The organism is Blastococcus sp. SYSU DS0619 (assembly GCF_054051035.1).
On sequence record NZ_JBJHAM010000005.1, the window covers coordinates 199,201 to 218,069 of the forward strand.

21 protein-coding genes are annotated in these 18,869 nt (G+C 73.8%); 4 read left to right on the forward strand and 17 right to left on the reverse strand.

The genetic code is table 11. The features are described 5' to 3' along the window. Positions 1 to 222: 222 nt before the first annotated feature. The 3 genes from dtd to ACI79T_RS09495 all read right to left on the reverse strand — a co-directional run bounded on the left by dtd (position 223) and on the right by ACI79T_RS09495 (position 3,927). On the reverse strand, positions 223 to 654 hold the full coding sequence (gene dtd, locus ACI79T_RS09485) for a D-aminoacyl-tRNA deacylase (RefSeq protein WP_456609806.1): 432 nt from the start codon (positions 652 to 654) through the stop codon (positions 223 to 225). 46 nt (positions 655 to 700) lie between these two features. Next, a complete protein-coding gene (locus ACI79T_RS09490) occupies positions 701 to 1,225 on the reverse strand; it encodes a DUF421 domain-containing protein (RefSeq protein ID WP_456609807.1) in 525 nt (174 codons plus the stop codon). A 158-nt stretch (positions 1,226 to 1,383) separates the two neighbouring features. Further along, complete coding sequence (locus ACI79T_RS09495; protein ID WP_456609808.1) at positions 1,384 to 3,927, reverse strand: HAD-IC family P-type ATPase; 2,544 nt, start codon at positions 3,925 to 3,927, stop codon at positions 1,384 to 1,386. 213 nt (positions 3,928 to 4,140) lie between these two features. On the opposite strand from ACI79T_RS09495, the gene ACI79T_RS09500 reads away from it, so the two are divergent. Then, entirely contained in the window at positions 4,141 to 4,599 is a 459-nt protein-coding gene (locus ACI79T_RS09500; RefSeq protein ID WP_456609809.1) for a hypothetical protein, read from the forward strand. Between the two features lie 78 nt (positions 4,600 to 4,677). Next, the gene (locus tag ACI79T_RS09505; RefSeq protein ID WP_456609810.1) at positions 4,678 to 5,292 is read left to right on the forward strand and encodes a DUF305 domain-containing protein; all 615 of its coding nucleotides are present in this window, start codon (positions 4,678 to 4,680) and stop codon (positions 5,290 to 5,292) included. A gap of 210 nt (positions 5,293 to 5,502) precedes the next feature. Here ACI79T_RS09505 and ACI79T_RS09510 read toward each other — a convergent pair whose 3' ends face one another. After that, positions 5,503 to 5,931, reverse strand: coding sequence for a ChaB family protein (locus ACI79T_RS09510; RefSeq protein ID WP_456609811.1), 429 nt, complete (start codon positions 5,929 to 5,931; stop codon positions 5,503 to 5,505). Between the two features lie 201 nt (positions 5,932 to 6,132). Next, positions 6,133 to 7,293, reverse strand: coding sequence for an endo-1,4-beta-xylanase (locus ACI79T_RS09515; protein ID WP_456609812.1), 1,161 nt, complete (start codon positions 7,291 to 7,293; stop codon positions 6,133 to 6,135). Between the two features lie 283 nt (positions 7,294 to 7,576). On the opposite strand from ACI79T_RS09515, the gene ACI79T_RS09520 reads away from it, so the two are divergent. Continuing rightward, positions 7,577 to 8,620, forward strand: a complete 1,044-nt coding sequence (locus tag ACI79T_RS09520; protein ID WP_456609813.1) for a LacI family DNA-binding transcriptional regulator — start codon at positions 7,577 to 7,579, stop codon at positions 8,618 to 8,620. Here the strand turns inward: ACI79T_RS09520 and ACI79T_RS09525 are convergent. From ACI79T_RS09525 to ACI79T_RS09545, 5 genes are read right to left on the reverse strand one after another with little or no spacing between them, the layout of a single operon-like run. Continuing rightward, positions 8,585 to 9,493: an alpha/beta fold hydrolase gene (locus tag ACI79T_RS09525; protein WP_456609814.1), complete on the reverse strand. Its 909-nt coding sequence runs from the start codon at positions 9,491 to 9,493 to the stop codon at positions 8,585 to 8,587. The two genes, ACI79T_RS09520 and ACI79T_RS09525, sit on opposite strands and share 36 nt — an antisense overlap. Positions 9,494 to 9,495: 2 nt before the next feature. Beyond that, entirely contained in the window at positions 9,496 to 9,879 is a 384-nt protein-coding gene (locus ACI79T_RS09530) for an acyl-CoA thioesterase (RefSeq protein WP_456609815.1), read from the reverse strand. Between the two features lies 1 nt (position 9,880). After that, complete coding sequence (locus ACI79T_RS09535) at positions 9,881 to 10,111, reverse strand: hypothetical protein (protein ID WP_456609816.1); 231 nt, start codon at positions 10,109 to 10,111, stop codon at positions 9,881 to 9,883. 1 nt (position 10,112) lies between these two features. After that, a complete protein-coding gene (locus tag ACI79T_RS09540; protein ID WP_456609817.1) occupies positions 10,113 to 10,370 on the reverse strand; it encodes a DUF2795 domain-containing protein in 258 nt (85 codons plus the stop codon). Positions 10,371 to 10,409: 39 nt separating this feature from the next. Then, the gene (locus tag ACI79T_RS09545) at positions 10,410 to 11,540 is read right to left on the reverse strand and encodes a baeRF2 domain-containing protein (RefSeq protein WP_456609818.1); all 1,131 of its coding nucleotides are present in this window, start codon (positions 11,538 to 11,540) and stop codon (positions 10,410 to 10,412) included. Between the two features lie 178 nt (positions 11,541 to 11,718). Here ACI79T_RS09545 and ACI79T_RS09550 point away from each other — a divergent pair, with 178 nt between their 5' ends. Further along, complete coding sequence (locus ACI79T_RS09550; protein ID WP_456609819.1) at positions 11,719 to 12,063, forward strand: hypothetical protein; 345 nt, start codon at positions 11,719 to 11,721, stop codon at positions 12,061 to 12,063. Positions 12,064 to 12,247: 184 nt separating this feature from the next. Here ACI79T_RS09550 and ACI79T_RS09555 read toward each other — a convergent pair whose 3' ends face one another. The 7 genes from ACI79T_RS09555 to ACI79T_RS09585 are packed head-to-tail and all read right to left on the reverse strand — an operon-like array spanning position 12,248 to position 18,869. Beyond that, the gene (locus ACI79T_RS09555; RefSeq protein ID WP_456609820.1) at positions 12,248 to 13,147 is read right to left on the reverse strand and encodes a type II secretion system F family protein; all 900 of its coding nucleotides are present in this window, start codon (positions 13,145 to 13,147) and stop codon (positions 12,248 to 12,250) included. Then, positions 13,147 to 14,088: a type II secretion system F family protein gene (locus ACI79T_RS09560; RefSeq protein WP_456609821.1), complete on the reverse strand. Its 942-nt coding sequence runs from the start codon at positions 14,086 to 14,088 to the stop codon at positions 13,147 to 13,149. Before ACI79T_RS09560 ends, ACI79T_RS09555 begins: the two co-directional genes overlap by 1 nt. Before the next feature lie 2 nt (positions 14,089 to 14,090). Further along, complete coding sequence (locus ACI79T_RS09565; protein WP_456609822.1) at positions 14,091 to 15,554, reverse strand: CpaF family protein; 1,464 nt, start codon at positions 15,552 to 15,554, stop codon at positions 14,091 to 14,093. Then, positions 15,551 to 16,744, reverse strand: coding sequence for an AAA family ATPase (locus ACI79T_RS09570; RefSeq protein ID WP_456609823.1), 1,194 nt, complete (start codon positions 16,742 to 16,744; stop codon positions 15,551 to 15,553). The genes ACI79T_RS09565 and ACI79T_RS09570 overlap by 4 nt, the downstream gene beginning before the upstream one ends. Further along, positions 16,741 to 17,487, reverse strand: coding sequence for a Flp pilus assembly protein CpaB (gene cpaB / locus ACI79T_RS09575; protein ID WP_456609824.1), 747 nt, complete (start codon positions 17,485 to 17,487; stop codon positions 16,741 to 16,743). Before cpaB ends, ACI79T_RS09570 begins: the two co-directional genes overlap by 4 nt. Positions 17,488 to 17,499: 12 nt before the next feature. Then, the gene (locus tag ACI79T_RS09580; RefSeq protein WP_456609825.1) at positions 17,500 to 18,471 is read right to left on the reverse strand and encodes a pilus assembly protein TadG-related protein; all 972 of its coding nucleotides are present in this window, start codon (positions 18,469 to 18,471) and stop codon (positions 17,500 to 17,502) included. Next, entirely contained in the window at positions 18,459 to 18,869 is a 411-nt protein-coding gene (locus tag ACI79T_RS09585; protein WP_456609826.1) for a TadE/TadG family type IV pilus assembly protein, read from the reverse strand. Before ACI79T_RS09585 ends, ACI79T_RS09580 begins: the two co-directional genes overlap by 13 nt.

Genomic DNA, 18,869 nt, shown 5'->3' on the forward strand with positions numbered 1-18,869 from the left:
GGTCGTCATCCAGGCGTGGAGCGGGGGCCACGGCTACGGGGTCACCGGCCGGTCCCGCCCTTGTCTGTCCGGTGTGGTACGCCCTGCACAACGGCTGCCACGGGGTCCGGTGTTCCACAATTCGACCGTTCACAGCAAACCGACAGGGAGTGCTTTCGGTCACCCGGGGATACCCGGGTGACGAACTCCCAGACATGTCATTTCTGCGACAGGACCCGCCGGTCAGGTCTCGAGCAGCAGCGTCATCGGGCCCTCGTTGACCGACGAGACACGCATGCTCGCCCCGAACACCCCCGTGGCGACGGTGGCCCCGCGACGGCGGAGCTCCGCGACCACCTCGTCCACCAGCGGCTCCGCCGTGTCGCCGGGGGCGGCATCCTGCCACGACGGCCGGCGGCCCTTGCGGGTGTCGGCGTAGAGGGTGAACTGGCTGACCACCAGCACCGGCAGGCCGAGGTCCGCGGCGGAGACCATCCCCGTGTCACCGGGGAAGATGCGCAGCTCGTGGAGCTTGCGCGCCATGGCGCGGGCGCGGTCCGGGTCGTCGTCCCGCCCCACTCCGACCAGTGACAGCAGTCCGGGACCGATCTCGCCGACGACCACCCCGTCGACCGTTACAGCCGCTGTACCGACCCGACTCACCACCGCGCGCACCTGGGCATCCTCCCCGTTCCGTCGCGGAGGCGTCGGGCCGGCCGGGTCAGTGGCCCGCCGGGGCGGGCACCGTCGACCCGGTCCCGAACGCCTCCTTGCCGACGACCGCCCACCGCCCGTCGGCCTGCAGGACGATGGCTCCCACCGCGTCGAGCGAGCCGAACCCCTTCTCGCGCGCCGCGGAGTCGAGGTCGGACCCGGTGAGCCGGTGCCGCTTGAGCGCGCCGCGGACCGGGGCGCCGTCGTGCCACACGAGGGTGGGGCCGGGATCGACGGCGCCGGCGAACCACGACCAGCGGGCCCGCCCGTAGGCGAACACCCACTGCAGGACCACCAGGAGCGCGAAGGTGACCAGCGCCTCCACCAGGGACACCTCGCTGGCCGTCAGCACCCGGCCGAAGGCCGAGCCCAGGGTGACGGTGATGACGAAGTCGAACGGGGTCATCCGGGCCATCGTCCGCGCCCCCGAGACGCGCAGCAGCAGCGCGAGCCAGACGTAGCCGAGCGTGCCGATCAGCAGGATGCGCGCGACGGGCTCCCAGTCGTCCCAGAGGAACTGGACCTGGTTCACGGATCGACCTCCGGGGTGGTGTGCGGACTGCGGGCCCCGGCGCGGGTACCCGGCCACCCCGGAGCCACACGACCGGCGCGCCCCCGCTGCGCGGGCGCCGGCCGGGGACCATGGCCGGGGACCGCTTGGTCGACGCGGTCCCCGGGTCCCGGGCCACCTCACCGCGCGGGCGTGCCCTGCTCCGGGAGGTGGTCCAGGCCGAGGGCCCGGTCGAGCACCCGGTACCGGTAGCAGAGGCTCAGCAGGACGAACCACACGAGCAGCGCCGGCAGCACCGCGAAGACGACCGGCTCGACCGCCTCGGTGAGCCCGAAGTAGTCGGTGAAGGTGGGGACCAGCAGCCCGGCGGTGAACACGGCGACCAGGACGGCGACGAGCACCGCAGGGCGCCGGTCCCCGTCGGGCCGGGTCCACGAGGCGAACAACCGGGTCGGCGGCTTGAGGAAGAGGATCAGCAGGAAGGCCGCGTAGGAGACGAAGGTGGACAGCCCGGTCTGGGCGCCGATGGTGGCCGCCGCCTCGGTGAAGCCGACGTCGTCGGCCGACAGCCCGGTGTACGCCTCGAAGTCCGCCAGGATGAAGGGCGGCGTGTTGCCGCTGGTGAGGTTGGTGAAGACGTCGGTGTAGAGCCAGGCGTAGACGCCGACGCCGGCGGCCGCGGTCACCAGCGCGGCCGGGACGACGAACCGGCCGACGGTGGCCAGCAGGTGCGGGTCCGGTGGCAGGGGCTTGGCCCACGTGGTCAGGAACAGCGTCGGGACCCCGACGGTGAGCAGGGTCAGCCCGACCTGCGCCGGTGAGTAGGGGAAGCCCAGCCCGAGCATGGTCACCGCGAGGATCACCAGTCCCTGGGTGGCCACCCGGGCGAGGAACACCTGCATCGAGGTGGCCAGGCCGCTGATGATGCGGCGGCCCTCCTGCCGGGTGGGGACGAGCGCGGCCAGGGAGTCCTCGGTCAGCACGATGTCGGCGACGTCGCGGGTCACCGCGCTGCCGCTGCGCATGGCCACGCCGACCTGCGCCGCCTTCAGCGCCCGGGCGTCATTGACGCCGTCGCCGATCATGGCGACGTAGCGACCCTGGCGGCGCAGCGAGGCGACGAGGCGCTCCTTCTGCTCGGGGGCCACGCGGCCGAACACCGCGGTGCCGGCGACCAGCGCGTCGAGCTCCGGGTCGGGGAGAGCGGCGAGGTCGGCCCCGGCGGCGGGCTCCCCGCCGGCCAGGCCGGCCTGCCGGGCCAGCGCGGCCACGGTCCGCGGGTCGTCGCCGGAGATCACCTTCACCTCGACCCCGTCGGCGGCGAACCGGGCCAGTGTCTCCCGGACCTCCGGGCGCAGCTCGTCGGCCAGGGCGATCACGGCCAGCGGCTCCAGCGCGGGCAGCCCCGGGCGGCCGGCGTCGTCGCGCAGCGGCGCCCCGGGGTCGGCGGCGCGGGCGGCGACGAGGACGCGCAGCCCCTGGGCGGTCCGTTCCCGGACGGTGGCGGTGAGGGGCGCACCCGACAGGTGCGGGGCCAGGGCGTCGGGGGCGCCGAGGACGAGGACGCCGTCGTCGGTGCGCAGCGCGCTCCACCGCAGCGACGACGCGAACGGGATCTCCTCCCGCACCTCCCGGGTATCGCCGGGCAGGGCGGCGGCCAGGGCCGCCGAGGTCAGGTTGGCCGCGGTGGCGCTGCGGGCCATCGAACCGATCACCCGCTCGACGTCCGCCGATCCCAGCGGCCCGACCGGGACCACGTCGGCCAGGCTCAGTCGGCCGGTGGTCAGCGTGCCGGTCTTGTCCGTGCAGACCACGTCGACGTTGCTCATCGACTCCACCGCGTTGACCTGCTGGACCAGCGCGCCCCGGCCCGCGCTCTTCGCCGCGCCCACGGTGTAGGCGACGGCGACCAGGAAGAACAGCCCGTAGGGCACCAGCCCGGACAGCACGGCCGTCGTCTGCACCACCCGGACCAGGGAGAAGCCCTCCAGAGCGGCCTGCAGCAGGATCGCCCCGCTCATCAGCACGACCAGGCAGATGACCAGCCGGACCACGAAGTTGATGCGCCGCTGCAGGGGCGTGCTGTCGGTGGACACCTGGCGGGCGTCGGCGGTGAGCCGGCTGGCGTAGCTGGCGGCCCCGACGTCCCGGGCGAGCTGGTGCCCCTCGCCGCCGACGCAGAAGCTGCCCGACAGCAGGTCGTCGCCGGGCTCCTTGAGCTGCGCGTCGGACTCGCCGGTGAGCAGGGACTCGTCGGCCTCCACCCGGCCGCCGTCGAGCACCGGGCCGTCGACGACGACCTGGTCTCCGGGGCGCACGTGCAGGACGTCGCCGCGCACCACCTCCTCCGGCGCCACCTCGACGTCCCGGCCGTCGCGGACCACGGTCACCGCGCTGCGGCTGAGCAGCTGCAGCCGGTCGAGCTTGCGCTTCGCCCGGATCTCCTGGACGGCGCTGATCATGGCGTTCACCAGGCCGAGGCCGACGCTGACGAACGCGTCGTTGACCTGGCCGAGTGCCAGCAGCGCGACGCCGATGCTGAACAGGATGAGGTTGAAGAACGAGAAGACGTTGGTGCGCAGGATCTGCGCGTAGCTGCGCGCGGACCGGCTGACGGCGGCGTTGCCCTCGCCGCGCCGACGGCGCTCGTCGGCCTCGCGCTGGGACAGCCCCTCCGGCCGGACGGCGAGCATGCCGTCCGCCTCGGTCGCCCGCACATCCATGCCGCCCGCTCCCTGCCGTCGCTCCTGCGCCTGGACCGGCAGGTCGTGCCGGCGCAGGCGGCCCGGAGGCGCTCGCGGTGGCCCGGACCTGCCCGCCGTTGCCCGGAAGTCTCTCCCGTCGGGGCCGCGATCGCCGTGCACGGGGCTGCCCACCGCGTGCCCCGGTCCGACGGTGCTGCGCGCAGTAACCTCGATCCGGTGCGAGGGGGTGGCATGCCGGGTCGACGTCTGTGGGTCCTGCTCGTGCTGGCTGCCTTCTTCTCGGCGCACGGCCTCCAGTGCCTGGCGGACGACGGCGGGCTCGGCCACGGCGCCTCGCACGCGGCCGCGTCGTCATCGTCCGGGCACGCCCCCGCGGTGACCCACCCCGCTGCCGTGACGGCTGCCGCCACCCTCATCGCTCCCGGGCACACGAGGGCCGAGGTCACCGCCACGGCCGGCCCCGCGCACCTCCTCGAACTCCACCTCCCGGCGCACGGCGCTCAGGTGGCGGCCGTCTGCCTGGCCGTCCTCCTCGTGGGGGCGACGGTCGTCGGTGCGGTCGCCAGGCGCCGCTGGGCGACGACGGCCCGGTCCGTACGCGGATCGCCGCCCCCGCCCCGGTGGTCCACCGGGAGGACGCCGCCGCCGCGCCCTCCTGATCTCTCCGCGCTCTGCCTCCTGCGCATCTAGGCCGGACGCCGCGCCCGGGCAGCTCCGGCTGTCCCGGGTCCCGTCCGCATGCCTGCACCCGCATCCCAGGAGACCAGCGTGACCCGTACCAGCACCCGACTCGTCCGCTTCGCCGGTGGCCTCGCCGCCGCCGCCGTCGTCCTCACCGGCTGCTCGAACGCCGAGGAGAACCCAGCCGCCAGCAGCAGCACCACCGAGAACGCCGTTGAGCCGACGGCGGACTTCAACGACTCCGACGTGGCCTTCGCGCAGGGGATGATCCCGCACCACGAGGGGGCGCTGATGATGGCCGGCGTCGCCGTGGAGCGCGCCTCCGATCAGCGGGTCGTGCAGCTCGCCGAGCGCATCCAGGCCGGTCAGGAACCCGAGATCGACCTGATGACCGGCTGGCTCGACGAGTGGGGGCAGCCGATCGAGGAGGGGTCCGGCCACATGGGCGGCTCGGATCACGGCATGGGCGCCGACCACGGGATGGGCGGCATGGACACGGCAGACATGCCGGCCTCCGGTACGGCGTTCGACCGCATGTGGCTCGAGGCCATGATCGAGCACCACGAGGGAGCCGTCGAGATGGCCCGGACGGAGATCGACGCCGGTCGCGACGCCGAGGCGGTCGCCCTGGCCCGGGTGATCGGCGAGGCGCAGGCGGAGGAGATCGAGCAGATGCGGCAGCTGCTCACCGAGCTCGGCTGATCCCCGCTCCGGGGGGGGGGGGGGGGGGGGGGGGGGGGGGCGCCGCCCCCCCCCCCCGCCCCGCCCCCCCCCCCCCCCCCCCCCCCCGCCCCCCCCCCCCCCCCCCCCCCCCCCCCCCCCCCCCCCCCCCCCCCCCCCCCCCCCCCCCCCCCCCCCCCCCGCCGCGCCCCCCCCCCCCCCCCCCCCCCCCCCGGGACGCCGAGGCGCCGGCTACTTCTCGCGCGCGGCGGCGGTCTTCTTGTCGTTCGCCTTCTGGATGGCGTCGACGAGGTCCTTCTTGCCCATCTTCGACCGGCCGGAGATGTCGAGCTTCTTGGCCACGTCGTAGAGGTGGGACTTCGAGGCGTTGGCGTTGACGCCGCCCTTGGTCTCCTTGCCGGTGCCGCGGCCACCCGCGGCCTGGGCGTCGGAGGGTCCCTTCTTGCCACCGGGCTTCTTCTCCCAGTGGTCGCCGACCTTCTCGAAGCTGTGCTTCACCGCGGCCCACGCCGTCCGGTTGGCGCGCTCCTCGTCGTCGTACTCCTCCACCGCGGAGTCGTAGGCCTTGGTGAAGGTGCGCTGCGCCTTCTTGGCCGACCGCCGCAGCGTGCTGGGCAGCTCCGACTGCTTGGCCGAGCCGTTCTTCGCCGTCTTCGGCATGATCGCTCCTCTCGTCGACTCGAGCGGCCCTACCCGGATCGGCGAAGATGATCACATCGCGCGGAGGGAGCCACCGCGGCCACCACCCTCCACCAGGCAGTCCGGGCACGCGTCGAGACCGCCACCTGACCGCAAGGCGCGAGGCCCGCCCGGCCGCGGACGCCCCCCGCCCGGCCGGACGGCCGGGCGGGGAGCCGGGATTCAGTCCCGCGCCTCCAGCAGGGTGTCGTGGAGGGCCCAGTAGGCGGGCTTGCGCTCGTAGTCCTCGAACATCACCGTCGCCGCGCCCTGGCCGGGCGAGAAGCTCGGGACCCACGAGTACTTGTCGTTGAAGCCCCAGATCGTGAAGGAGTTGCAGTCGTCCACCGACAGGCAGGCCTCGAGGACCCCCTCGTAGGTTTCGGCCTGCTCGGCCAGCTGCTCCGCGGTGGGCGTCCCGCTCTCGGGCAGGGTGAACCGGACGTCCAGCTCGGTGACGGCGGTCTCCAGCCCCAGATCGTCGAAGCGCTGCATGTTCTCGTCGAGGGTCTCCGGGAAGGGGTACTGCAGGTCGAGGTGGGCCTGGAAGGCGAACCCGTGCAGCGGGACACCCTCGGCGAGCAGCTGCTTCGCCAGCTCGTAGTAGGCGTCGCTCTTCGGGCCCATGTCCTCGACGGCGTAGTCGTTGAGGAACAGCTTCGCCTCGGGATCGGCCTCGTGCGCCCAGCGGAAGGCGTCGGCGATGATCCCCGGGCCGAGCCGCTGGATGAAGATGTTGGCAGTCGCGAGGTCGGGATCGTCCCGCAGCCGCACGCCGCCCACGTCCCACGTGTCGGCGAAGATCTCGTTGGCGACGTCCCACTGGTCGATGCGGCCCTGGTAGCGGCCGACCACCGTCTGGATGTGGTCCTTGAGGATGGCCCGGAGCTCCTCGTCGGTGTAGTCGCCCTCGGTGACCCAGTCGGCCAGCTGGCTGTGCCAGAGCAGGGTGTGCCCGCGGACCTCCTGCCCGTGGCGCTCGGCGAAGGCGACGATCTGGTCCGCGGGCCCGAAGTTGTAGACGCCGGGCGCCGGGTGGATGAAGTCCCACTTCATCTGGTTCTCCGGCGACACCGAGCTGAACTCGGTGGCGAGGACCTTCCGGTACGTGGGGTCGCGGGTGAACGGGTCGGGGTAGCCGGCGGTCAGGTGATGCCCTCCGCCGGCGACCGCGGTCCCGATGACGAGGTCGTCGGGGGCGACGGTGCGCAGGCCGTTCCGGATGGCCGGGCCGCTCGCCCGGTCCTCCCGCACCTGGGCCGGCGCTGCCGCCGTCGTGTCGTTGCCCGCGTTCGCGGGGAGGACCGTGGCGGCCAGGACGACGGGCAGCACACCCAGCCCCACAGCGCAGCGCGTAGCCGCGCGTGAACCGAACCTCGATGAGCGCATTCTCGGACCTCTCGTCGGCGTCGTTGCCGTTTCCGGTAATTTCCGGAACAGGTGCCGGAACGTTACGAAGGTCACATCTCCGGCGTCAAGGGGAAGTGTCGGCGCCGCCGGTCGCATCGCGTGTCACGCCCGTGCCGGGCCTGGCGGCCGGCCGCCCCGGAGGGGTGGATGGCGGCCCGCGGCCGCCACTCCCGGCCGTAGGCTGACCGCCGAGGGAGAGCTGCGAACTGGAGGCCCGTTGAGCGACGACCGGTCACCCGCCGTCACGATCGCGTCGATCGCCGCGGCGGCCGGGGTCTCCGTCCCGACGGTGTCGCGCGTGCTCAACGGCCGTTCCGACGTGGCACCGCAGACGCGCCGGCGTGTCGAGCAACTGCTCCGCGACCACGGCTACCAGCGCCGGGGCGGGCGTCCGCAGGGGCGGGCCCGCCTGATCGACCTGGTGTTCAACGATCTCGACAGCCCCTGGGCGGTCGAGATCATCCGCGGTGTGGAGGACGCCGCGCACGCAGCGGGCGTCGGCACGGTGGTCACCGCGATCCACCGCCGCGCCAGCGCGGCGCGGGAGTGGCTGGACAACCTCGCCGCCCGGGCCAGCGACGGGGCCATCCTCGTGACCAGCGACCTCGATCCTGCCCTGCACTCGGAGCTGCGCAGCCTGCACGTCCCCGCGGTCGTCGTCGACCCGGCCGGCGTGCCCGCGCTGGACGTGCCCACCATCGGTGCCACCAACTGGGCCGGCGGCCTGAGCGCCACCGAGCACCTGACCGGCCTCGGGCACCGCCGCATCGGGTTCGTCGCCGGCGTCCCGACCCTCTGGTCCAGCCGGGCACGGCTGGACGGCTACCGCGCCGGGCTCGAGACCGCCGGCCTGCCGTTCGACCCGGAGCTGGTCGTGGAGGGCGACTTCGGCTACGAGTCCGGGGCACGGGCGGCGGACCGGCTGCTGAGCCTCGCCGAACCACCCACCGCCGTCTTCGCCGCCAACGACCAGATGGCTCTGGGGGTCTACGAGGGGGTGCGGCGCAGCGGCATGCGCGTGCCCGACGACGTCAGCGTCGTGGGGTTCGACGACCTGCCAGAAGGGCGCTGGTCCTCTCCCCCGCTCACGACGGTGAACCAGCCGCTCGCGGAGATGGGCGTGCTCGCCGCCCGGACCGTCCTGCGCATGGTGGACGGCGAGACGATCGAGAGCCCGCGGCTGGAGCTGGCCACCCGGCTGGTCGTGCGCGGCAGCACCACCCCGTCACGGCTGCGCCCGGCCGAGCCGGCCCCCTCCTAGGAAAGGCACCAGCGCCTCGACGAGCTCGTCCGGTGCCTCCTCGGCCATGTGGTGGCCGCTGTCGATGCGCCCGCCGCCGCGCAGGTCGGTGGCCCACCGGGCCCAGATCGCACGGGGATCGCCGTGCAGGTCCTCGAGGTCGTCCCGCCCCGACCACAGCACCAGCGTGGGGCAGGTGACCCGGCGGCCGGCGGCCCGGTCGGCCTCCTCGGCTTCCCGGTCGACCCCCAGGCCCGCCCGGTAGTCCTCCAGCATGGCGGAGACGGTGGCCGGGTCCCGGATCGCGGCGAGGTGGTCGGCGTGGTTCTCCTCCCCCATGGCCTCCGCCCGGCCCGGTGCCAGGGCGCCGTACCAGGCCTCGGGGTCAGCGAGGATGGCGCGCTCGGGCTTCTCCAGCTGGGCGAAGAAGAACCAGTGCCACCAGGCGGCGGCGAAGCGCGCGTCGGCGCGGTCGAGGTGCTCGACTATCGGGATGCAGTCGAGCACCGCCAGCCGGAGGACCGCGTCCGGATGGTCCAGCGCCGTCCGCAGGGCCACGTAGCTGCCGCGGTCGTGCCCCACGACGGCGAACCGGTCGTGCCCCAGCAGACGCATCAGCGCGACGACGTCACCGGCCATCGCCCGCTTGGAGTAGGGCGAGTGGTCCGGGGTGGTCGGGACCACCGTCGACCGCCCGTAACCGCGGAGGTCGGGGCAGACGACGGTGTGCCCGGCCCGCACGAGCAGCGGGGCCACCCGGTGCCAGGTGGTGTGCGTGCGGGGATGCCCGTGCAGCAGCACCACCGGCGGCCCCGAGCCCCCGGTGCGGACCCGGAGCTCGACACCGCCTCCGACGTGCACGCGCTGCTCGGCGAACCCGTCGAAGAACGGCACCGTCAGCTCTCCAGGAACCGGGCCCAGTGCGCGCGTTCGGAGTCGGTCATCGCCCGGCTGGCGTCGGCTGCGAAGTCGAACACCACCAGGACGACGTCGGCGCGGATGGCCACCTCGCCGTCCTGCGCCAGCTCCTGCCGCATCGTGAAGGACTTCGTGCCCAGCCGGGTGACCCAGCTCTGCACGCACAGCTCCTCGCCGACCCGGTAGTAGAGCTGGCGCAGGTAGTCGACCTCGAGACGGGCGAGGATCAGTCCTCCGCCGGCGTGGTCGTCACCCAGTGCCAGCCGGGCGTCCTCGAGGAGGCTCAGCGCCCGCGCGTGGTTGACGTGACCCAGCATGTCGGGGTCCGACCAGCGCAGCCGGACCGGGTGCTCGTGCCGCACGTCAGGGCTGGTCCGCGGTCTCGGCGGACTGCCGGTGGGCCCCCTGGGCGTCGTCGGGATCGGGGTGGACCGTCCGCTCCTCCGACTCGGCCAGGATCACCTCGGCGGCGACCTCCTCCATGCCGCTGCCCTGCAGCCCGGCCTCCTCGGGGAGCAGGTGGGACCGCGTCTCGACGTTGTGCTCGGTGACGTTGTCCAGCGCCTCGGCGCTGGGCTTCTTCTGCGTGGTCACCTCAGAACCGCTGCTGCTCGGTGCCCAGGCCGAGCGCCTCGGCGACCTCCTGGACGTTCCCGAACTGCTGGCCGGCCGGCAGCCGGCGCAGGTCCGAGAGCACCCGGTCGGGCGCGGTGCCCTCCTGCGCCTTGGCGATCAGCGCGTCGCGATCGGCCGGCCAGATCTCCTTGCCGAGGGACTCGGCGAGCGCAGCGCGGCGCTCGATGTCGCCCTGGTCGGTGCCGGGGCTGGTGGCGGGCTGGTGCGGGTCGCTCACGGGGATCGTTCTCCTTCGGGTCTTCGGTACGGGGGGGTATCAGGCCGACGGCGTGGAGTCGTCGGTGTAGCGGAGGATCGCGGCCACCGGCTCGTCACCCGGCAGCGCGGCGGCCGGGACGACGAGCACACCGGCTGCGCTGGCCACCGCGGCGGCCAGCAGCGCGGACCCGGCGGGACGGACCTCGCCGTGGATGCCGAGGGCATCCATGTCCTGCTGCTTGACCCCGAGCTCCAGCGGGCTGCCGCCCACCAGGAGCGTGGCGTCGTCGCCCAGGGCGTCGGTGACCAGGAGCGTCTCGACCTGTCCCTTGCGCAGGGCGTCGACCACCGCGGCGGTACCGGTGAGGGCGAGCCCGTGGGCAGCAGCGCCCTGGACCTTCTCGACGGCGTCGGCGATGTCCCGGGCCTCGTGCTCGGCGATCAGCTCGGCGGTGCGCCGCTCGACCGGCTCGCGGTCAGCGCCGGCGGCCCGGCCGCCCTCCTCCATGGAGACGACGAGGTCCGACCACGCTGCAGGCGCCTTGTCGCTGAAGATCTGCCGGGCCCGCACGTCACCGGCGACCAGGACGAACCGGATCGGCAGCCGGCGGGTCAGCGAGTCGACCTCGTCGGCGACCCGACCGAGGTTCTCCTCCCACTGGTTCTCCGCGGTGTGCATGTAGGTGTTGTGCGCCCAGCCGCCGACCTTGACCTTGCGCATGTGGAAGTCGTCGCCCTCCACCTGCTCCTCGCGGTCCGGCCGGCCCACCAGCCCGGCGGCGGTGATGTCCGCGCCGATCCGGTCGGCGACCACCACGACGTGCCCGACCCGGCCGGCCAGCTGCTGGAGCACCGGCGTGAGGTCCGGGTGCGGCGACCACTCGGCGGTCTCCCGGGCCGGGCTGTCGGCCAGCACCTCGTCCAGCACGACGGACCCGTCGGCGGCGACGACGAGCGCCCGGCCCTTCAGCGTGCCGGCCTCACCGCCCTCGTTGCCCTCCAGCAGCCGGGCCCGTACGGCCTCGGTCACCACCTCGGGGGCGCCCTGCTCGGCGAGCTGCTCGGTCAGCGCACGTACCCGCAGGCTCAGCTCCGTGTCGGCGTTCTCGGTGGTGTGGGTGACGTCGGCGCACACGGTGGCGTAGGGCCCTGCGGCGGCGAACACCGGCTCCAGGAAGGACACGTCCATGTCGGCGGGACAACTCCTCGGTCGATCGGGGAAATGGTGCTCTCGGTCACGGGGTCACAGACGCTCGCGAACCCGTCGTCGCCGCCTACCCATGGGCCGCCCCCTCACACGCGGTGTCGGATTCGAGGCGGCCGGGTAGGCGGCTCCCCGACCCGAGAACCTCTCGAGAGGATGAGCGATGACCGTGCGCGACGATCTCCCGTTGCCCGACTACGACCACCTGCCCGTGGGTTCGCTGACGTCCCGGATCCGCACGCTGGGTTCCGACGACCTCAAGACGCTGCTCGACTACGAGCGTTCCCACGCCAACCGCATGCAGGTGGTGTCCGCCATGGAGCACCGGCTGAACGGGCTCGCCGAGGGCGCCGAGCCCTCCGGTGGCGACCCGGCCGCACCGGCCCCCGAAGCGCCACCGGCGGCGTCGGGCGGCTCCAAGGTCTCCGAGGCCACCACCGGCCCGGCGATGAACCCGCCCTCGCAGGGCGACCCGACCAACCCCGCCCAGCCCCGCTCCACCGGCTGAGCACTTCGTCGTCCTCCGGACGACACCGCGGCCAATGGCCGTGCCCCGGCGACGTGGAGCCGTTTCGTCGTCCCTGCGCGGAGGCCTCCGGCGCCCACTCGGTACGACACCTCATGGTGTCGTACCGAGCGGGGCGACGGCCCTCCACCGAGAAGAGGGTGCGGCCCGGAGGGTCGCGATGTGCTCAGCCGCTGAAGGCCTCGGCGATGTCCATGACCGCGGGGCCGAGCAGCACGATGAACAGCGTCGGCAGGATGCAGAGGATCAGCGGGAAGATCACCTTGACCGGGATCTGCATCGCCTTCTCCTCCGCCCGCTGACGGCGCTTGAGCCGCATCTCCTGCGCCTGGGTGCGCAGCACGTCCGCGATCGAGACGCCGTACTGGTCCGCCTGCACGACGGCCCGGATGAACCGGCGCAGGTCGGCGACCCCGGTCCGGTCGGCGAGCGCGAGGTAGGCGTCCCGGCGCGGCTGGCCGACGGCGATGTCCTGCAGCGTGCGCACCAGCTCCTCCGCGAGCGCTCCCTTGCCGTTGCTCCCGGCCCGCGCCATGGCCGATTCGAAGCCGAGCCCCGCCTCGACCGCGATCGTCATCTGGTCCAGGGTGTCGGCGAGTTCGAGGGCGATCGCCTCCTGCCGCTCCTGCCCCCGGCTGTAGAGGAGCAGTTCCGGGAGGAAGTAGACGACGACGGTCGCCACCACCGCGACCAGGACGGTGAGCAGGCCCGGCCGCGAGGTGGCCACGAGCAGGCCGAGCGTCCCGGCGATCGCGGCCCCCACGAGCTTGGCCGCCACCAGCTTCGGGACGGGCCAGGCAGCCGGGCGGCCGGCCCGGCCGGCGAGCCGGTTGAGCCGGGCGACCGTGCCCCGGGGCGTCAGCCCCCGGGCGATGCGCGCCGGCAGCCCGGGACCGGTGCGCGCCGCCACCGCAGCGTCCTCGGTGGGCAGGAGGCCACGCACCAGGTTGCCGCGGGTCCGGACGGCCGCGGCGGGCGGCCGGGCGACCAGCGACCAGCCCAGCAGGGGGACGGCGACGCAGACCGCGACGGCGGCCAGCAGGACGGAGACGGGAAGGGTGCTCATCAGAACCTGATCGCCACGGTCTTCTTGAGCCACAGGCCTCCGGCCAGCAGCATGACGGCCGCCGCGCCGAGCATCGCGTAACCGGTCAGGCTCTCGGTGAACTTGGCGATGTACCCCGGGTTGGTCAGCGAGATGAACCCCGTCACGCCGAACGGCAGGGCCATCAGCACGACGGCCGAGAGCTTGCCCTCGGCCGACAACGCCTTGACCTGACGGCGGATGGCGTTGCGCTCGCGGATGGTGTTCCCGACGGCATCCAGGACCTCCGCGAGATTGCCGCCCACCTCGCGGTGGATGGCGATGGCCTGCGCGACCCAGGTGAAGTCGTCGCTGCCCATGCGGGCGGCGACCTCGTCGAGGGCGTCGCTGAGATCGCGGCCGACCCGCGTCTCGTTGATGATCCGGGCAAACTCCTCCGACGTCGGCGCCTCCGCCTCCTGCGAGACGGAGTCGACCGCCCGCAGCAGGCTGTGCCCGGCGCGGAGGCTGCTGGCCATCAGCTGCAGCGAGTCGTCCAACTGGTCGGCGAAGGCGGCCTGCCGCCGCCCGGCCCGGAAGCCGAGCACCAGCTTGGCGCCGAACGGGACCGCCACGAGCAGCAGCACGGCCAGCAGCGGACCACCGACCAGTGCGCCGACGAGCGCGGCGACCACCGTCGTCAGCCCGACGGCGAGGACGAAGTCCGGCAGCGTCGTGGCCATGCCGGCCCGTTCCAGCGCGGCCGCGCCGGCGGCCAGCCGGCCACGCTTGAGCAGCACCTTCTCGACCGCGGCCCCGGCGGCCGCACCGGCCCCGGCCAGCGCGGAGGCCGGGGGCGCCACGGAGGGGTCGAGCCGGGCCAGCGGCACCCGCGCGGGCCCGCCGGGGAGGACGACGACGGCGAGCAGCAGCAGGGCCGCGGAGATCGCGGCGACCCCGGTCACGAGGAGGATCCCGGGCACGGTCACCACCTCGCGGCGCCGGCCGGCTCGGCGGCGCCGAACACCCGCGGCGAGAGGGTGATGCCCAGCTCGTCGAACCGGTCGGTGAACCGCGGACGCACGCCGGTGGGGACCGGCCTGCCGAGGAATCGGCCGGAGGCGTCGACGCCGGCGGAGTAGTCGAAGAGGAACGCGTCCTGGAGGGTCACGGTCTCCCCCTCCATGCCCTGCACCTCGGTCACGTGCGTGACGCGGCGGGTGCCGTCGCGCAGCCGGGTGAGCTGCACGACGACGTCGACGGCGGAGGCGATCTGCTCGCGGATGGCGCGCAACGGCAGGTCCATGCCGGCCATGAGCACCAGGGTCTCCAGGCGTGCGATGGCGTCGCGCGGGGAGTTGGCGTGCACCGTGGACAGCGACCCGTCGTGGCCGGTGTTCATCGCCTGGAGCATGTCCAGGGACTCGCCTCCGCGGCACTCCCCCACGACGATGCGGTCCGGCCGCATGCGCAGCGAGTTCCGCACCAGGTCGCGGATGGTGATCGCGCCCTTGCCCTCGATGTTGGGGGGTCGGGACTCCAGCCGCACCACGTGCTCCTGCTGGAGCTGCAGCTCGACGGCGTCCTCGATGGTGACGATCCGCTCGCCGTCCGGGATGAAGGACGACAGCACGTTGAGCAGCGTCGTCTTACCGGTGCCGGTGCCGCCGGAGACGATGATGTTCAGCCGGGCGTCGACGCAGGCCTGCAGCAGCTCGGCCATCTCCGGCGAGAGCGTGCCGAACCCGATCAGGTCGTCGACCCGGAACGGGTCCTTGGCGAACTTGCGGATGGTCAGCGTGGAGCCGCTGAAGGCCAGCGGCGGGATGACGGCGTTGACGCGCGACCCGTCGGCCAGCCGGGCGTCCACCAGCGGCGAGGACTCGTCGATCCGGCGTCCCACGCGGGAGACGATCCGGTCGATCACCCGGCGCAGGTGCTCCTCGGAGGTGAACCGGGTCGCGGTGCGCTGGAGCTTGCCGCTGCGCTCGACGTAGATCGAGTCCGGCCCGTTCACCATGATCTCGCTGACCGCGTCGTCGTCGAGCAGCCGCTGCAGCGGGCCGTAGCCGAGCACGTCGTCGGCGAGCTCGGCGGTCAGCCGCTGCCGCTCCTCGGTGCTGAGCGGGACGTTCTCCTCCTCGACGACCTCGTCGAGCTCCTTGAGCACGACGGCGCGCAGCGCGTCCTCGGCCATGGAGGGGTCGTTCATCCGGCTGCCCATGCGCTCGAACAGCGCCTTGCCGACGCGGTCCTTGAGCCGCGCCAGCGCATCGGTCGGCGGCGCGGGGGCCGGTGCGACGACCGGGCGGGGAGCCGCGGCCGGTCGCACGACCGGGGCCGGCACCGCGGTGGCGGCCCGACCGACCGCGGGGGCGGCGGCGGAGGGGGCCGGGGCGGCCGCCGCGGGTCCGCCGCGGGCGGCCTCCAGCCGCTGGGCGAGGTTCACGCCTCCGCCCGGTGCTTGGCCCGGTAGCGGCTGGCCTTCATCAGCGGGGTGGCGGAGAAGCGGGACACCAGCCGGCGCAGCTCGCGCACCATCGGGTCGCGACGGCTCCCGCTCTCCAGGATGGGGACGCCCTGGTTGGTGGTGGCCGGCACGGCCTTGGAGCGCGGCAGGACGACGTCGACCCCGGTGCCGATGGCGGTCTCGACGTCGCGGACGGTCAGGCCGCCCTTCGGGTCGGCGAAGTTCATGACGACGTGCCGGCCGGCCGGGATCATGCACAGCTCGCGGAGCACGTCGAGCTCCTTGCGCAGCCCGCGCACCCCCGGCACGTCCATGCTGGTGAGCATCACGACGTCGCTGGCCCGGTCGAGCGCCGCCAGCGTCTGCTCCGACAGCCCCGGGGCGGTGTCGACGACGACGTAGCGGAACTCCCGGGCCAGGGAGGCCAGCAGCCGGCTGACGTCCTCACCGGTGATCGTGTCACCGGCGGCGGGCGACTCGGAGCCGCAGACGGCGTACAGCCCGCTGGGGTGCTGGGTCAGGAACGTCTTGAGGACCATCGTGTCCTCGCTCGCCGGGCCGTGGACGGCGTCGGGCAGCGTGTACTCCGGCGTCAGGCCCAGGGCCGATGCGACGTCGCCGAACTGCACGTCCAGGTCGACGAGCACCGTGGACTGCGGAGCCGCGGCGGTCAGCCCGATCGCCAGGTTCGTCGAGACGGTGGTCTTGCCGACCCCGCCCTTCGGTGAGGCGATGGTGATGACCCGGCCGGCGTAGCGGTCGGTCTCGCTGGCCGGCCGCAGCACCCGGCGCCGGCCCGCGGCCGCGTGCCCGGCGCGCTCGACCGCGGCGGCGATCTCCGCCACGTCGGCGTCGGGCGGCAGCAGGTCACGGATGCCCGCGCGCATCGCCGCGTGCAGCATCTCCGGCGACGGGTCGGCCATCAGCACGACGGTGATGCCCGGCGACTGCACGTCCAGCCGGCCGGCCAGGGTCAGCACCTCGGACGTCGGCGCGTACGGGCCCACGAGCAGCACGTCGGGCAGCTCGTCGTCGACCAGCTGCTCGAACAGGCGGGCCGGGTCGCTGGGCAGCCGGCCCGGCGGCAGCACGTGCACGTCGCCGTCGGTGGCCTGCTTGACCCGCAGGATCAGGTCTTCTCCCGCTCCGGCCAGGACGACGCGGCTCATGAGTAGGCCTTTCCGTAGATGTTCTCGGGCGTGAGCACCTGGGTGCGGGAGACGTCGGGGTCGGGGGGCTCCAGGGACAGCCAGATGCTGGCGTGCTCCGCCGCGAAGACCACGGCCTCGGCCTGTGCGGCCGTCACCCCGAACGTGACCATGAGGCTGCCCGAGGGGACGGGCGCGGAGGTCGCCGCCACCGTTCCGTCGGCGGGCGCCGCGGGCGGGGCGGGCGCCCCCTGGACCTGGGTGACCAGGACCTCGTGCAGGACGGCGTGGGTGGTCCCCCCGGCGTCGCCGGCCATGGAGAGGAAGATGCCGACCGTGTCACCGGCCGCCAGCCGGCCGCCCACGGCCCGCTGCGGCTCGAGGACGACGCTGACCTCCTGCATGCCGTCGGGCACCGGCACCGTGCCCGGCGCCTGCAGCTCGTCGGGACGCACGAACCGGCTGGCCAGCAGCTGCTCGCCGGGCTCCAGGTCGACGGTGGCGACGCGGTCCGCCAGGGCGGTCAGGTCGGTGACCCGGCCCGGCAGTGCCGCCTTGGCCGGGAGCACCTCGGTGCTCACCCGCTCGGCCAGGGCGCTGCCGGGGGTGCCGGCGGGGATGAGGGCATCGGCCACCAGCACCTCGATGGTCTGCACGCCCGCGAGGGCACGGTTCTCCGCGCCGCGCACGTAGCCCACCAGGACCACGGTGCCGCCGGCGATCAGCACGAGGGCCGCCGCAGCGGCCAGGAGTCGACGTCTCACGAGTGGGCGCCCCTATCGGATCAGTCGGAGGATCGAGGCCCCGAGCTGCGGGGCGTCGGGGCTGTAGTTCCAGTCGTCGGAGAGCTCGACGAAGCGGGTGTAGTAGCCGGTGACGCACCGGTCGCTGGAGTTGGTGCCCGGCCCGCAGACCTTGTGGCCGCTCTTGACGGAGCCGTTCACGGCGTAGCCGGTCAGCGTGAAGGCGGCGTAGCCGTAGACCCGGTACCAGCCGTGGCTGCCCCCGTCCCCGAACTCGTCGAAGAGCGGCAGCAGGACGGTGCGGCCGAGCCACCCGGCGAGGTCGGCCTCGGAGCAGCCCGCCGGCAGGGAGACGCCCGTGTCGGAGAAGAGCAGCTGACCGATCGCCGAGGTGGCGTGGCAGCGGCCCGCGTCGGGCACGACCCAGCCGAAGCCGCCGGGCACGAAGTTCCCGGAGGGGCCGGTGCAGCCGCCGACGTCGTCGGACTTGCTGAACATGATCGTCTGCAGCGTCTCGGTGGACGGCAGCCCGCCGCCGGTCTGCGCCGCGAACGAGCACCAGGAGAAGGTGAGCGGCAGGACGGCGGTGCCCTGGCTCGGGCCACCCCAGCCGACGGTGGCGGTCGCGGAGACCTGGGTGGAGTCGTGCCCGATGACCGGCGCGAACCAGTGCTCCTTGGCAACACCGCCGGTGACGGTGACGCTCAGCGGGTCGCTGCTGAGGACCGGCTGGCCGGCCGTGCCCTCGGGGTCGTTGGCCGTGATGAGCCCCTGGGCGGTCGCCAGCATGTCCCCGCAGTTGCCGCGGGAGCAGTCCTGGGCCACCGCGATGGCGGCGGCATCGGCAGCGACCTGCAGCCGGGCACGCTCGGCGTAGAGGGCGCCGATGTCGACGGCGATGGCCGTGAAGCCAAGCAGCGGGACCATCAGGAGGGACAGCACGACGGCGCTCGCGCCGTGCTCACCGGCCAGCCGGCGCCGGACGCAAGAGGTCAGCCGTTGCATCGCATGACCCCCGTTCCGGTGAGTTCGATCTCCGCGCCGAAGAAGTCGGTGAGGAAGGGCATCGGGTACGTGATGGTGAGGCGGACGGCGGTGTCGCCGGCGCCGGTGAGCGGGCAGGTCCCGGCCGTCCCGCCGACGATCGCGATGTGGATCTGGTCGTCGGTGATCGCCGGGTCCAGCGAGGCGGCGGCGGTCCGGACGACGTCCCGGGCCTCCGCCGGGTCGTTGCGCAGCGCCATCGCCCGCACGCCTTCGCGGGCGGCGGCCGACAGCGTGCCCTGCACCTGGAAGGCGTGGCCGAACTCGGCGATGCCGAGCACCAGCACGATCAGCAGCGGCACGATGAAGGCGAACTCCACCGCGCTGGCCCCGCGCTCGCCGCGCAGCCGTCCCCTCAT

What these genes read in the sequence shown, in the direction of transcription:
- ACI79T_RS09495 (WP_456609808.1), bottom strand. Translation starts at nt 3,927, where the DNA reads ATGGATGTGCGGGCGACCGAGGCGGACGGCATGCTCGCCGTCCGGCCG.
- ACI79T_RS09500 (WP_456609809.1), top strand. Translation starts at nt 4,141, where the DNA reads ATGCCGGGTCGACGTCTGTGGGTCCTGCTCGTGCTGGCTGCCTTCTTC.
- ACI79T_RS09510 (WP_456609811.1), bottom strand. Translation starts at nt 5,931, where the DNA reads ATGCCGAAGACGGCGAAGAACGGCTCGGCCAAGCAGTCGGAGCTGCCC.
- ACI79T_RS09545 (WP_456609818.1), bottom strand. Translation starts at nt 11,540, where the DNA reads ATGGACGTGTCCTTCCTGGAGCCGGTGTTCGCCGCCGCAGGGCCCTAC.
- ACI79T_RS09550 (WP_456609819.1), top strand. Translation starts at nt 11,719, where the DNA reads ATGACCGTGCGCGACGATCTCCCGTTGCCCGACTACGACCACCTGCCC.
- ACI79T_RS09555 (WP_456609820.1), bottom strand. Translation starts at nt 13,147, where the DNA reads ATGAGCACCCTTCCCGTCTCCGTCCTGCTGGCCGCCGTCGCGGTCTGC.
- ACI79T_RS09570 (WP_456609823.1), bottom strand. Translation starts at nt 16,744, where the DNA reads ATGAGCCGCGTCGTCCTGGCCGGAGCGGGAGAAGACCTGATCCTGCGG.
- ACI79T_RS09580 (WP_456609825.1), bottom strand. Translation starts at nt 18,471, where the DNA reads ATGCAACGGCTGACCTCTTGCGTCCGGCGCCGGCTGGCCGGTGAGCAC.
- ACI79T_RS09585 (WP_456609826.1), bottom strand. Translation starts at nt 18,869, where the DNA reads ATGAGGGGACGGCTGCGCGGCGAGCGCGGGGCCAGCGCGGTGGAGTTC.